The sequence below is a fragment of the Rhodococcus sp. NPDC006774 genome (genome assembly GCF_040636045.1).
In the GTDB taxonomy this organism is placed as follows: Bacteria; Actinomycetota; Actinomycetes; order Mycobacteriales; family Mycobacteriaceae; genus Rhodococcoides.
The window spans coordinates 237,485-251,142 of the sequence record NZ_JBEYIW010000006.1 but is presented as its reverse complement, the minus strand read 5'-3'; the positions used below and the strand labels follow the sequence as shown (position 1 = coordinate 251,142).

Below are 13,658 nucleotides of genomic sequence, written 5' to 3'. Positions count from 1 at the left end.
CACGGCCGCCGGCGCACCCCGGTCCTCGGGGAGAGCCTCGAATGAGTGTGTCCGATCGACTGGATCGACTCCAGCGCAGGCGGCCGGTTCTCGGATATCCCATTGCGGTGGTGTACAAGTTCGTCGACGACCAGGGTGGCTACCTCGCTGCCCTGATCACCTACTACGCCTTCGTCTCGCTGTTTCCCGCACTGTTGCTGTTCTCGACGGTTCTGGGCATCGTGTTGGCCGGTAGTCCGGAACTGCAGCAACAGATCCTGAACTCGGCGCTCGGTCAGATCCCGGTGATCGGAGACGAACTGGGCCGGCCCGAACGCATCGGTGGAGGCACCGTCGGTCTGGTGGTGGGTGTCCTCGGCTCCCTGTACGGCGGACTCGGGGTGGCGGTGGCGCTCCAGAACGCGATGAACACCGCGTGGACGGTGCCGAAGAACCTACGGCCCGATCCCATCCGCGCCCGGGTGCGCGGCCTGGGTCTGCTGAGCACGGTCGGTCTGGCCGTGCTGGCCATCACAGCACTCAATGTGCTCAGTGCCGCAGGATATTTCGGTCCGGAATCCGGCCTGGTGGTATTCGTGGTCGGCACGTTCTTCTACGTCGGCGTGTTCGTCGTCGCGTTCAGGCTCGCCACAGCGAGATCGGTGTCGATCCCGCAGGTCCTTCCCGGGGCCATCGTGGCCGGTCTGATCTGGCAGCTGCTGCAGACGTTCGGCAGTGTGTACGTGAAGTACGTCGTCAGCAACGCGACCGTGACCAACGGTGTGTTCGCTGTCGTACTGGGACTGCTGGCGTTTCTGTACGTGACGTCGGTGTCGATCGTGATGTGCATCGAGATCAACGTGGTTCGCGTCGATCGGCTGTTTCCCCGAGCCCTGCTCGGCCCGTTCACCGACGACGTCGAACTGACCGAGGGCGACAAGCTCACCTACACCGGACAGGCCGAAGCGCAACGCAACAAGCCGTTCGAGGACATCGACGTGACGTTCGTGGACCCGCCGCGTGCTCAGTCCGAATCCGGCTCCGAACCGGCAGCCGAGGCACCGTAGAAGCGGTCGATTCTCGTTTCCATCGGAAACCGGACCGCCGTGTCGCCGAACATCAGCCGGGTTGCCGACAATGCCGACCCGGCAATCGCTTCGGCGGCACGATCCGACTCGGCGACGGGACAATGCACCACCACCTCGTCGTGCTGAAAGAACACCAATTCGCTGTCGGTCCCGGAATTCCGGTCGCTCCTGCGGGCTCCGCTGCCGGCCAACCGACCACGCAGATCGGCCAGCAAGCACAGCGCCCACTCGGCGGCGGTGGCCTGCACGACGAAATTGCGAGTGAACCGGCCACGGGCATGGGCGTCACCGGCGGACCACCACTGCGCCGAGGGCGGTGGGCAGGCCCGTCCCAGCCACGAACGAACGACCTCGCCACGTTCTCCGGCGCGGGCGGCCTCCTCCACCAGTGCGACGGCACCGGGGAACTTGGCCCGTAGTCGCGTCAGCAGAGCGCGCGCCTCACCCGAGGTCGCGCCGTAGAGCACCCCGAGAACGGCGACCTTCGCGTGGCCGCGATCGCCGTCGAACGATTCTGCCGCCACCGGTGCGTACAGATCTGCGGTGCCTGCCGCGGCGACCATGCGCGGATCGCCGGACATCGCAGCGAGGATGCGTGGTTCGAGCTGGCCCGCATCGGCAGCCACGAAGGTATAGCCGGGATCGGCTATCACGCTGGCGCGCAGGGGTTTCGGAATTTGAAGGCCGCCCCCACCGCGACTGGCCCACCGACCCGACACCACAGCGCCGGGAACGTAGACCGGCCGGAATCTGTCGTCGCGAACCCATGCGTCGAGCCACGCCCACCCGTTCGCGGCATGCAGCTTCGAGAGATCACGGTGGCGCAGCAGCAGCGGAACCGCCGGGTGGTCGATGTCGCGGATGACGTGCGCGCGAGTCGATGTCAGTTCGATACCGACGCGCGCGAACGCGGCCACCAACTCCACGGGCGAGGCGGGATTGACGCGTCGGCCGAATACCGACGAGATCTGGTTCTCGAGTTCCACGAGGGCCGGGGGAGTGGATCCATCGAGCGGCCGGGTACCGAGCATCGTCTCGAGATGACGGCGATGCGCCGACGCCGAGAACGGCAACCCGTCGAAGGTCATCTCCGCTGCAGCCAGTCCTCCGGCCGACTCGGCCGCTGCCAGCAGGTGCAGTGCGCGATCGTCACCGATGTCGCGCAGCTGACGCCGATACTCGGTGAGTACCGCCACGGGATCGGAGTTCGGGTTCGCGTCGAACAGACCCGGTCGCAGGTCGGCAGGAGCCGACGGGACGGTCGCCGAGCCGGCCCGCATCGACAGAATGGCACCGACCAGTGCGAGATCGTGACAGCGGCGTACACGTATGCCTCCGTCGAGCAGTCGAGGGTAGATCCTGCTCGTGTCTTCCCACACCCACCTCGGTCGATCGTCGCGCTCGATCTCGGCTACGGCCGCGGCCTGATCCTCGACCACGATGGGATCACTCAGCGTCGAGCCGTCGTCGGCGAGGTACGTCAGCACGGCTTGCTCGCCCTGTGGAACGAGCAGAACCTTCATCGGACTCGGCCGGGTCTGCGATCGGTCACGGAGAACAAGTCTGCTCCACGCGTCGGCCGAGGTGTGGAGGGGGCTCTTCGGTCCCCACGCGAGGGTGTCTCAGCGGCTCCCGACGCGTCCTTGGGGCGGTTTCGGTGGCTCTGAGCAGCCGATTTGGAGAATGGGTAGTCACCTTTGATAGTCTCTATCCCGGCTCGAAACGCAGTGCACATCGATCGTGATGAGCAATTCGATTCAAGTCCATTGGGGTATGGTGTAATTGGCAACACAGCGGTTTCTGGTACCGCCATTCTAGGTTCGAGTCCTGGTACCCCAGCGAGCAGGTGAAGGCGATTTTGTCGCCGAGGCCGAGGCAGTTAAGCTGGCTCAGCACGTACAAGCTCGAACACAATGCAGGTGAAGTTCCTGGCCCCGTCGTCTAGCGGCCTAGGACGCCGCCCTCTCAAGGCGGTAGCGCGGGTTCGAATCCCGTCGGGGCTACAACTGACAACACCCTCTCGATCCTCGGATCGGGAGGGTGTTGTCGTTTCGGTGCGGGCTTCTCAGACGCTCTTGCGGCGGAACATCTTCTGATGGTCGGCCGGACCGTGGGCGTTGTTGACCTTCGGTCCACCGTCCTTGTGTTCGACGGAATTGTGAGACTTGCTGTTCTTCTGTTCCAGAACCTCGCGGAACTTCTTCTTCAGTTCTTCACTGCCGGATTCGGGCATGGGATGACTCCTCGCAGTCGTCGACCGGCCGGGTAGGCCGTTCGAGACGAAGGTACCCCACTCTCGCAGCTCGATCAGCTCGTTTTCCTCGGGCCGACGGGGTCTGCATGCTTCTATCGGAGTCGCTTGTTCAGTGCGTCCGCGGCCGCCAGGAGATCCGCGGCCCAGCGCGCTCCTGGCTTGCGTCCGATTCGATCGATGGGTCCGGATACCGAGATCGCCGCCACCACAGTGTCGTTGCTGTCTCGAACCGGCGCTGCGACGCTCGCGACGCCCGGTTCACGCTCGCCGGCACTCTGTGCCCATCCGCGCCGCCGAACTTCGAGGAGAACACGCTCACCGAATTCTGCATCGGGCAGAACTGTTCGTTGAGTCTGCGAATCTGCCCATGCGAGAAGCACTTTGGCACCCGATCCGGCCGTCATCGGAAGGCGTGCGCCGACGAGCACGGTGTCGCGAAGTCCGGTCGGCGGCTCCATGGACGCCACGCACACCCGCACCGTCCCTTCCCGCCGATAGATCTGCACGCTCTCACCGGTGATTTCGCGCAGGCGTGGGAGTACCGAGGCGGCGGCATCGAGCAGGGCGTCCGATGCGCTCGCCGCAAGCTCTCCCAGCCCCGGCCCCGTCCGCCACAGGCCGTCGGCATCTCGTACGAGTAGTCGGTGGGTCTCCAGGCCCACCGCGAGCCGGTGAGCCGTGGCCCGGGGCAGGCTCGTTCGCGCGCACAGATCGTTGAGATTGCATGGCTTCTCGGCCACCGCGTGCAGCACGGTCATCGCCTTGTCGAGGACCCCGATACCGCTCGATTTGTCGACGAGGCCATTCGGGCTATGCTGTCTCATAGAACGATATTAGCCTCCCGAATGCTGAGATTGCACAACTACGAGATCTTCAGTGCGCGTCAGGGGCATGATGTCGAGACGATCACGCGAGGTGGACCAGCCCGTTCATCGGCGCGACGACGACAGGGAAGACGAGGTCCGCGACAGCGATGTCCGAAACACCGAAGACTTTGGCGGAGAAGGTATGGGACCAGCACGTGGTGGTCCGAGGCGGCGGAGAAGGCGGAGCGCGTGAGCCGGACCTGATCTACATCGATCTCCATCTGGTGCACGAGGTCACGAGCCCGCAGGCGTTCGACGGCCTTCGGCTGGCCGGCCGCGGACTCCGGCGTCCCGATCTCACGATCGCGACCGAGGACCACAACGTCCCGACGGCAGACATCTTCGCGCCCATCGCAGATCTGGTCTCGCGCACACAGGTCGACACTCTTCGACGCAACTGCGAGGAATTCGGCGTTCGGCTCTACCCGATGGGCGATCTCGATCAGGGCATCGTGCACATCATCGGGCCACAGTTGGGTCTGACCCAGCCCGGCATGACCGTGGTGTGCGGAGACAGCCACACCTCGACGCACGGTGCCTTCGGCTCGATCGCGATGGGCATCGGTACCAGCGAGGTCGAGCACGTCATGGCCACGCAGACCTTGTCGCTGCGTCCCTTCAAGACGATGGCGATCAACGTCGACGGTGAGCTCGCCCCCGGTGTGACGAGCAAGGACCTGATCCTTGCTGTCATTGCACAGATCGGCACCGGTGGCGGCCAGGGCTACGTCCTCGAGTACCGCGGTGAGGCCATTCGCAAGCTGTCGATGGAGGCGCGAATGACCATCTGCAACATGTCGATCGAGGCCGGTGCGCGGGCAGGCATGATTGCTCCCGACGAGATCACCTACGAATACCTGAAGGGGCGTCCGCACGCTCCCAGCGGTGCCGACTGGGACGCGGCGGTGGCGGCGTGGGACGAACTGGCGACCGATCCGGATGCGGTGTTCGACAACGAGGTCCACATCGATGCCGATACGTTGACGCCGTTCGTCACGTGGGGAACGAATCCGGGTCAGGGTGCGCCACTGGGCGATACGGTGCCCGATCCCGAGGCGATGGTCGACGAGAGCGAGCGGGCGGCCGCGCAGAAGGCTTTGCAGTACATGGGCCTGGAAGCAGGCACACCCATCCGCGAGATCGCCGTCGACACCGTGTTCGTGGGCTCGTGCACCAACGGTCGAATCGAGGATCTGCGGGCCGTCGCGTCCGTTCTCGAAGGGCACCGGGTTGCCGACGGAGTGCGAATGCTGGTGGTACCCGGGTCCATGCGGGTGCGGGCGCAGGCCGAAGAAGAGGGCCTCGGTGAGATATTCACGGCCGCAGGAGCGGAGTGGCGTCAGGCCGGCTGCTCGATGTGCCTGGGTATGAATCCGGATCAATTGGCGGCGGGCGAGCGATCGGCGTCGACATCCAACAGGAATTTCGAGGGTAGGCAGGGTAAGGGTGGTCGCACCCATCTCGTGTCACCGTTGGTTGCGGCGGCAACTGCAATCCGCGGAACCCTGTCCTCTCCGGCCGATCTCGCGTAACGCGCGTATTCGCTCGGATCGATCGAACGCATAGGAGCACATTCGATGGAAGCTTTCACTCGACACACAGGTATCGGAGTTCCGCTTCGGCGGTCCAACGTCGACACCGACCAGATAATCCCCGCGGTCTACCTCAAGCGCGTCACGCGTACCGGATTCGAGGACGGGTTGTTCGCGGCATGGCGCTCGGACCCGAACTTCATCTTGAACCTCGAGCCCTACGACCGAGGCTCGGTGCTCGTTGCCGGGCCCGATTTCGGTACGGGATCGTCACGCGAACATGCCGTCTGGGCACTCTCGGACTTCGGATTTCGGGTTGTGATCGCTTCCCGTTTCGCCGATATCTTTCGCGGAAACTCGGGCAAAGCCGGGCTGCTGGCCGCCGAAGTCGATCAGTCGGACGTCGAATTGCTGTGGAAAGCCTTAGAAGAACAGCCCGGTCTGGAAATAATTGTCGACCTCGTCGACAAGACCGTAACGGCTGGAACGTTGGTGGTGCGCTTCGCGATTGACGACTACACGCGGTGGCGTCTGCTGGAGGGTCTGGACGACATCGGATTGACATTACGCCAGGTAGAGGCCATTACGGAGTACGAAAAGTCAAGGCCTTCATACAAACCCCTGACCCTCCCGGCGCGGATCGAGACACCCGCCGAAAGCTGACCGGGCACCGGTCCGACACGCTTTGCGGCCGTGAATCATTGCGCGACACCACAATGAAAATTGGCGTGGCGCATAGACTCTTGACGACTTGGGGTTTACCGTTGTAGTAGTCGGTCCGACGATGGACCACCATATAGCGGAGGAAATCCATGAACAAGGCAGAGCTGATTGACGCCCTGACCGAGAAGTTGGGGTCTGATAGGCGGAGCGCCACAGAGGCTGTCGAGAACATCGTCGACACCATCGTGCGCGCAGTACACCGCGGCGAGAGTGTCACGATCACGGGCTTCGGCGTGTTCGAGCAGCGTCGTCGCGCAGCGCGCGTCGCCCGTAACCCCCGCACCGGTGAGACCGTTCGCGTGAAGCCGACCAACGTTCCGGCATTCCGTCCGGGTGCACAGTTCAAGGCCGTCATCGCGGGCGGACAGAAGTTGCCCGCCACCGGTCCTGCCGTCAAGCGCGGTTCGGCTGCGGCTCCGGCCAAGAAGACTGCGGCTGCGAAGAAGACGGCTGCGAAGAAGGCGGCCGTGAAGACGACCGCCCGCAAGGCAACCACTGCTGCCGCCAAGAAGGCAGCACCGGCGAAGACCACGGCTCGCAAGGCTGCGGCTCCCGCGAAGACCGCTGCGAAGAAGGCAGCTCCCGCGAAGACCACCGCACGCAAGACCGTTGCGAAGAAGGCTCCGGCCAAGACGACCGCGCGCAAGGCGGCAACGACTGCTGCTCCCGCCAAGAAGGCTCCGGCGAAGACAGCGGCCAAGAAGACCGTAGCGAAGAAGGCTCCGGCCAAGAAGGCTCCGGCGAAGAAGGCTCCCGCGAAGCGCGCAGCAAAGAAGTAGAGCCCGCAGGTCTCACTCGTGAGGCGCAGCCGCTGATGCGGCTGCGTGAGTGTGGCAGCGTGGACAAGGCGGAAGGCCCCCGACTCGAAGAGCGAGGCGGGGGCCTTCCGTCGTTCGTGTTGCGTTGCTCAGCCGTCGGCGGCGAGGGTGGGCAATGGACTGGCGATGTGGTCGGCAGCGATGAGCCTGCCGTCGCGGCGCGAGAGGACCCAAATGCTGCCCTTGCGATTTCTGTTGGCAGGCAACGTTATTCCGTCCTTCTCGGCCCACCATCGCATCAGGTCGGGGATCACCTTTCCCTGGCTGCAGATCACGGGGGTGCCGGGTAGTTCGGCGATGTCGCGAGCGCGGTGGCGCCCCTTACGTGGGTCGTCGGCGTACCCCTCCTCGGACAGGAGGTGCTCGGGAGTGATGTCCACCCCCAACGATTCCGCGAACGGAGCGACTGTCTGGACGCATCGAGCGCGGTCGGCGGCGTACACGGAATCACCGCCGAAGGCCCGAAGCAACGAGACCAAGGATTCGGCCTGACGTCGTCCGGTTCTGTCGAGTGGACGGTCGACGTCGTTGCCCTTGAACCGTGAGCGTGACCCGGCGCTGCCGTGCCGAACCAGCAACACCGTGGAGGTGTCGGCAGGCTTGGCCACGAACCGGCGAAGGATCTTGTGGTCCATGGGATACGAGAGCTCGCGGCCGACGTCCTCCGGAGTCACCCAGCGCAGTTCGTCCACCTCGACATTGGGAACGAACTCGCCCCCGGTGACCTCGGCCGCCCAGTACAGCACCTTCTTGACCCGGCGGTGCCCCGGGATCGGATAGGTGACGTAGGACAGCGACCGTCCGAGTCGCGAGTCGAATCCGGTCTCCTCCTTGACCTCTCGGACCGCGGCGTCGACAGCTGTCTCACCGGGATCGAGCTTTCCCTTGGGGAACGACCAGTCGTCGTACTTGGGCCTGTGCACCAAGGCGACCTCGACGCCGGGGTCGCCGCTCGGTGAACGTCGCCACAGGATCGAGCCCGCCGCGAAGATGTTGGCGCGGGGCGAGCCGTCGGAAGTGCCCATCAGGACGCCTGATTCCTCCGACTGCGCATCAGGTCCACCTGATGCTCACGAACTTTCTCACCCCGAGCCGGTGACGCGACCCAGCCGCCGTCCGGTCCCAGCTCCCAGCATCGAGTGGTGGGGTCGAGGGCAGAATCGAAGATGTCGCTCAGCTGGTTCGCCAGTCGCGGATCCTTGACCTGAGCCATCACCTCGACTCGGCGATCGAGGTTGCGGTGCATCATGTCTGCGCTGCCGATCCAGAACTCGTCCGCACCCTGGAAGTGCAGAACTCGCGAGTGTTCGAGGAATCGGCCGAGGATGGAACGAACTTCGATGTTCTCCGACAGGCCGGGAACTCCTGGCTTGAGTGCACAGATTCCGCGCACCACCACCTTCACCGGAACTCCTGCCATCGATGCTCGGTAGAGCGCGTCGATGACCTGCTCGTCGACCAAGGCGTTGGCCTTGAGACGAATTCCGGCCGCGCGGCCTTCCTTGAGGTGTTCGACCTCCGCCTCGATGCGCTCGACGATGCCGCGCCGCACCCCGTACGGTGCGACGAGGAGGTTGCGGTACTTGGACTTTCGCGAATATCCGGTCAGTGAGTTGAACAGATCGGTGAGGTCGGCCCCGATTTCGGGCGACGACGTCAACAGGCCCACGTCCTCGTAGATTCGCGCTGTCTTGGGGTTGTAGTTGCCGGTACCGATGTGGCAGTAGCGGCGAATGACGGATCCTTCTCGGCGCACGACCAGGCAGGTCTTGCAGTGCGTCTTGAGGCCGACGAGGCCGTACACCACGTGGACGCCCGCCTTTTCGAGCTTGCGTGCCCACTCGATGTTGGCCTGTTCGTCGAAACGCGCCTTGATCTCGACCAGTGCAACGACCTGCTTGCCCGCTCCGGCGGCGTCGACGAGCGCGTTGACGATCGGGGAATCGCCCGAGGTCCGATAGAGCGTCTGCTTGATGGCGAGCACCTGCGGATCGGCCGCCGCCTGTTCGATGAAGCGTTGAACGCTGGTGGAGAACGAATCGTAGGGATGATGTACCAGCACATCGCCGTCGCGCAGGGTGGAGAAGACGCTCTTGGGGGTCTCGCGCTCACCGAATGCCGGGTGGGTGGCCGGGACGAAGGGGGCATCCTTGAGGTTGGGGCGGTCGACGCTGTAGACCTGCCACAGGCACGACAGGTCGAGCAGTCCGGGGACCTGAATGACGTCGCCCGGATCGACATCGAGTTCGCGAAGCAGCAATTCGAGCATGTGCTCGGTCATGTCGTCGGCGATCTCGAGGCGGACCGGCGAGCCGAAGCGCCTGCGCGCGAGCTCACGCTCCAGTGCCTGCAGGAGGTCCTCGTCTCGGTCTTCCTCGACCTCGAAATCGGCGTTGCGCGTGATGCGGAACGCGTGAGACTCGACGACCTCCATTCCGGGGAAGAGGACATCGAGGTGAGCCGAGATCAATTCCTCCATCGAGAGGAAGGCATCGATGCGGTGATTGCCGTCGCCGCGCTTGACCCGTACGAAGCGATCCACATTGTCGGGAACCTTCACGCGGGCGAAGTGCTCACCGGTCGTCGAGTAATCCTTCACTGTCACAGCGAGATTCAAGCTCAAGCCACTGATGTACGGGAAGGGGTGGGCCGGGTCGACGGCCAGCGGCGTGAGAACCGGAAAGACCTGCTCGGTGAAATACTCCGACAGCCGCGTGCGCTCGTCGCTGTCCAGGTCGGACCACCGGATGATCGCGATGCCCTCGGCGGTGAGCTCGGGCAGGATCGAATCGAGCAGCACACGCGCATGTTTGAGCGCGAGCTCCTGGGTGCGTTGCCCGATCACGGCGAGCTGCTCGCGCGGAGTCATACCGTCGGCGGAGCGAACCGACAGACCGGTTTCGTCACGACGCTTGAGGCCGGCAACTCGAACCATGTAGAACTCGTCGAGGTTGGATGCGTAGATGGCGAGGAACTTCGCCCGTTCGAGCAAGGGGAGCGACGAGTCCTCCGCCAGCGCGAGAACTCGCGAGTTGAAGTCGAGCCAGCTCAATTCCCGGTTGAGATAGCGATTTTCGGGAAGCACGGTGGCAGCGTCCACGGATTCCGGCGTGGCAGCCGGTAGAGCGGAGGGAATGCTCGGCATCGTCGCCGCGATCGGAGCGCTCCATGCCGGCTCCGCACCGGTGGCCTTTCCGGTCTCGATCGGCGGATCCTGGTTCGCGGGCTGCACGTCGTCTTTGCTCACCGCACGATCATCCCCCATACCCGGCGTGGGTGAAACTCCGATGGCCGAACTCACCGCCGGTGTTCACTCGACTGCCGCGGCGGTCCGCACGCTCACGCAGTCGTCGCAGATGCTTCGTCACTCCAGCCGAGCGAGTGGAGGACGGCCGCCGTCGCCGGTCCGACCCCCAGACCGTGCGCTCTACGGACGTCGTCGGCGGTGTCCACGTCCAGTCGAAGACCCGGCCACGTGCCGTCGAGTTCCCGTGCGCCCGACTCGGTGTGGCGGTGTGCGGAGTCTCTGCCGAACAGTGGAGCCAGCTCGTCGGGGGAGTCCTTGAGGATCAGGGCAGCGGTCCCCGTGCCGTGATGATCGACCACGAGTGATCTGCCTCCCCGGCGGGCACCGGTGTAGGCCTGGGCGAGTTCCACCGAACGCATCGCCGGAAGGTCTGCTTGCAACGCGATGATGTCGACGCGGTCTGCGGCAACGGTCGAGCCCCCACGACCGTCCGCGCCGACGTGACCGTGTCGCAGTACCTGCGCCGCGGCGGAGAACGCGTGATTGAGGCGTTCGTCCGGTGGCAGCGCAGGATCGCGGACCGGTTCGTCGAACACCCGTGCACCGATTCTGCGGGCGGTCTCCGCGACGAGAGGATCAGGGGTGACCACCGTGACCGAATCGACCACCGACACCGCGTCTGCGGCCGCCACGGTGTCGCTGAGCATGGCGAGCACCAATCGTGTCCGGTCGGGTGGCGAGAACTCCGCCGCCAGGCGCGACTTCGCCGCGGTGAGATCCTTCACCGCGATGAGAACCCTGACGACGCGGTCGCCGTCGCCGTCTCGTGATGCACCCATGGTGCTCGATCCTGCCAGCGTCACGGATCTGTGCCGACTCCGACCGCCCGAGCAGGTCTGCGAGTTAGGGTGATGCGCGCGTGGACAGGGCATCGGCGAAGTAGGCGAGGGGTTGGCGGAATGAGCAGAGCAGCGGTACTGGGGTCGGGTTCGTGGGGGACCGCATTCGCCAAGGTGTTGGCCGATGCGGGAACGGACGTCACCATGTGGGCCCGGCGCGAGGAACTCGCTGCATCCATCACCGACGACCACGAGAACAAGGATTATCTGTCGGGAATCGAGCTGCCGTCGTCGATTCGCGCGACGAGTGATCCCGTTCGTGCACTCGACGGAGCCGACATCGTGGTGTTGGCCGTGCCGTCGCAGAGTCTGCGGGCCAATCTGGGGGCGTGGACCGATTCGATTCCGCCGCACGCGACCCTGCTCTCCCTGGCGAAGGGAATCGAGACCGGAACGCTCATGCGGATGAGCCAGGTGATCTCTCAGGTCACCGGTGCGGACCCCAGCCGGGTCGCGTGCCTGTCCGGGCCTAATCTTGCGCGCCCCATAGCCGAGGGACAGCCCGCCGCGACCGTCATCGCGTGCTCCGACTCCCAGCGTGCCCTCGAGATTCAGAAGTCCTGCGCCACGGGATATTTCAGGCCGTACACCAACAGTGATGTCATCGGTGCCGAGATCGGTGGCGCCTGCAAGAACGTCATCGCCCTCGCCTGCGGGATGGCCGCAGGCGTCGGATACGGCGAGAACACCCTCGCGTCGATCATGACCAGGGGTCTGGCCGAGATCATCCGTCTCGGAGTAGCGCTCGGTGCCAAACCGTCGACGCTGTCGGGCCTGGCAGGCGTGGGAGATCTGGTCGCCACCTGCTCGTCACCTCTCTCGCGCAATCGCACGTTCGGAGAACGACTGGGTTCGGGTGGCTCCCTCGAGAGTGCGCAGGAAGCGGCGCACGGGCAGGTTGCCGAGGGCGTCAAGTCCTGTACCTCGGTCCGGGCGCTCGCCGAGAGTTACGACGTCGAGATGCCGCTGACCGACGCGGTCCATCGGGTGTGTCACGGCGGCATGTCCGTTCCGGATGCAGTCGGGCACCTGCTGGGACGTCGCATCAAGCCCGAGTGAGGCAGTGATCGGGGTCTCGCGACGAACAGGGCGAATCCGCGTTCGATGAGCCGCGGCGGTACGGTTTCTCATCGTGAGTACTCCCCGCATCAAAGTTGCCGTCGTCTTCGGTGGACGCAGCAGCGAGCACGCTGTGTCCTGTGTATCGGCAGGTAGCGTGCTGCAGAACCTCGATCCGGCCAAGTACGAGGTGGTTCCCGTGGGAATCACCGCGGACGGTGCCTGGGTACTCGGTTCCTCCGACATCGACGCGCTGACGATTCACGACCGGGTGCTTCCGACCGTGGACAAGACCGGCGCATCGCTTGCTCTCAGCACGGACCCGGGTCACGCCGGCGCTCTGCTCGCCCTCGGCGAAGGGGAAGGCGGGACAGTGCTCGCATCCGTCGACGTCGTGTTCCCGGTTCTGCACGGACCGTACGGCGAGGACGGCACCCTGCAGGGTCTGCTCGAATTGGCAGGCGTTCCGTACGTCGGGCCGGGTGTGCTGGCCAGTGCTGCGGGGATGGACAAGGAATTCACCAAGAAGCTGCTCGGAGCCGAGGGCCTGCCGATCGGTCGCCAGGTGGTACTCCGGCGCGCGGTCGACGACCTGACGGCTGCCGAGCGTGACCGGATCGGCCTGCCCGCATTCGTCAAACCGGCCCGAGGCGGGTCGTCCATCGGAATCTCGCGCATCACCGCGTGGGACCAACTCCCCACCGCGATCGCCGTCGCACGCGAACACGACCCCAAGGTGATCGTCGAGGGCATGATCCACGGCCGCGAGGTCGAGTGCGGGGTACTGGAATTTCCCGACGGCACCGTGCGCGCGAGCGCCGTCGCCGAGATCCGAATTCCCGACGCGGACATCGACGATCACGCTTTCTACGACTTCGACACCAAGTACCTCGACGATGTCAGTGAGTTCGACATCCCGGCTGCCCTCGACGACGCCACGAGCGACCGCATTCGTGAACTCGCCGTCGCTGCCTTCCGTGCGTTGGACTGCCAGGGCCTGGCGCGGGTGGATTTCTTCGTCACCGAGAACGGTCCGGTCATCAACGAGATCAACACGATGCCCGGGTTCACCTCGATCTCGATGTACCCCAAGATGTGGGCGGAGTCCGGCGTCGACTACCCGACGCTCATCGCCACCCTGATCGACACCGCTCTCGCCCGCGGTATCGGTCTGCGTTAGAGCTGTTGCGGCC

General features: G+C 64.9%; 12 protein-coding genes and 2 tRNA genes. 8 read left to right on the top strand and 6 right to left on the bottom strand.

Annotation, left to right across the window (positions count from 1 at the left end):
• Positions 1-41: 41 nt before the first annotated feature.
• Positions 42-1,046 (top strand): YihY/virulence factor BrkB family protein, encoded by a 1,005-nt coding sequence (locus ABZ677_RS12130; RefSeq protein ID WP_170946046.1) that lies wholly within the window; start codon positions 42-44, stop codon positions 1,044-1,046.
• Here the strand turns inward: ABZ677_RS12130 and ABZ677_RS12125 are convergent.
• Positions 1,004-2,590, bottom strand: coding sequence for a bifunctional 3'-5' exonuclease/DNA polymerase (locus tag ABZ677_RS12125; protein ID WP_358369542.1), 1,587 nt, complete (start codon positions 2,588-2,590; stop codon positions 1,004-1,006). The genes ABZ677_RS12130 and ABZ677_RS12125 overlap by 43 nt on opposite strands.
• Before the next feature lie 244 nt (positions 2,591-2,834).
• On the opposite strand from ABZ677_RS12125, the gene ABZ677_RS12120 reads away from it, so the two are divergent.
• Positions 2,835-2,906, top strand: a tRNA-Gln gene (locus ABZ677_RS12120).
• Between the two features lie 91 nt (positions 2,907-2,997).
• Positions 2,998-3,070: transfer RNA gene (locus ABZ677_RS12115), tRNA-Glu, on the top strand.
• Positions 3,071-3,132: 62 nt separating this feature from the next.
• On the opposite strand, the gene ABZ677_RS12110 is transcribed toward ABZ677_RS12115, so the two are convergent.
• Positions 3,133-3,300, bottom strand: a complete 168-nt coding sequence (locus tag ABZ677_RS12110; RefSeq protein ID WP_170946045.1) for a DUF5302 domain-containing protein — start codon at positions 3,298-3,300, stop codon at positions 3,133-3,135.
• 113 nt (positions 3,301-3,413) lie between these two features.
• Positions 3,414-4,145, bottom strand: a complete 732-nt coding sequence (locus ABZ677_RS12105; RefSeq protein WP_037189727.1) for an IclR family transcriptional regulator — start codon at positions 4,143-4,145, stop codon at positions 3,414-3,416.
• 149 nt (positions 4,146-4,294) lie between these two features.
• On the opposite strand from ABZ677_RS12105, the gene leuC reads away from it, so the two are divergent.
• The 3 genes from leuC to ABZ677_RS12090 all read left to right on the top strand — a co-directional run bounded on the left by leuC (position 4,295) and on the right by ABZ677_RS12090 (position 7,221).
• Entirely contained in the window at positions 4,295-5,719 is a 1,425-nt protein-coding gene (gene leuC / locus ABZ677_RS12100; protein ID WP_037189725.1) for a 3-isopropylmalate dehydratase large subunit, read from the top strand.
• Between the two features lie 45 nt (positions 5,720-5,764).
• Complete coding sequence (gene leuD / locus ABZ677_RS12095) at positions 5,765-6,382, top strand: 3-isopropylmalate dehydratase small subunit (protein WP_037189724.1); 618 nt, start codon at positions 5,765-5,767, stop codon at positions 6,380-6,382.
• 149 nt (positions 6,383-6,531) lie between these two features.
• Entirely contained in the window at positions 6,532-7,221 is a 690-nt protein-coding gene (locus ABZ677_RS12090) for an HU family DNA-binding protein (RefSeq protein WP_037189723.1), read from the top strand.
• Between the two features lie 128 nt (positions 7,222-7,349).
• Here ABZ677_RS12090 and ABZ677_RS12085 read toward each other — a convergent pair whose 3' ends face one another.
• The 3 genes from ABZ677_RS12085 to cofC all read right to left on the bottom strand — a co-directional run bounded on the left by ABZ677_RS12085 (position 7,350) and on the right by cofC (position 11,346).
• Positions 7,350-8,285 carry an NUDIX hydrolase gene (locus ABZ677_RS12085; RefSeq protein ID WP_094716554.1) on the bottom strand — a complete coding sequence of 312 codons (936 nt, stop codon included), beginning with the start codon at positions 8,283-8,285 and terminating at the stop codon, positions 7,350-7,352.
• Positions 8,285-10,405, bottom strand: coding sequence for an RNA degradosome polyphosphate kinase (locus ABZ677_RS12080; RefSeq protein WP_230596244.1), 2,121 nt, complete (start codon positions 10,403-10,405; stop codon positions 8,285-8,287). The genes ABZ677_RS12085 and ABZ677_RS12080 overlap by 1 nt, the downstream gene beginning before the upstream one ends.
• 194 nt (positions 10,406-10,599) lie before the next feature.
• The gene (cofC, locus tag ABZ677_RS12075) at positions 10,600-11,346 is read right to left on the bottom strand and encodes a 2-phospho-L-lactate guanylyltransferase (protein ID WP_358369536.1); all 747 of its coding nucleotides are present in this window, start codon (positions 11,344-11,346) and stop codon (positions 10,600-10,602) included.
• A 120-nt stretch (positions 11,347-11,466) separates the two neighbouring features.
• On the opposite strand from cofC, the gene ABZ677_RS12070 reads away from it, so the two are divergent.
• Positions 11,467-12,465 carry an NAD(P)H-dependent glycerol-3-phosphate dehydrogenase gene (locus ABZ677_RS12070; RefSeq protein WP_037189714.1) on the top strand — a complete coding sequence of 333 codons (999 nt, stop codon included), beginning with the start codon at positions 11,467-11,469 and terminating at the stop codon, positions 12,463-12,465.
• A gap of 73 nt (positions 12,466-12,538) precedes the next feature.
• Positions 12,539-13,645, top strand: coding sequence for a D-alanine--D-alanine ligase family protein (locus tag ABZ677_RS12065; RefSeq protein ID WP_037189713.1), 1,107 nt, complete (start codon positions 12,539-12,541; stop codon positions 13,643-13,645).
• The last annotated feature ends 13 nt before the right edge of the window (positions 13,646-13,658 follow it).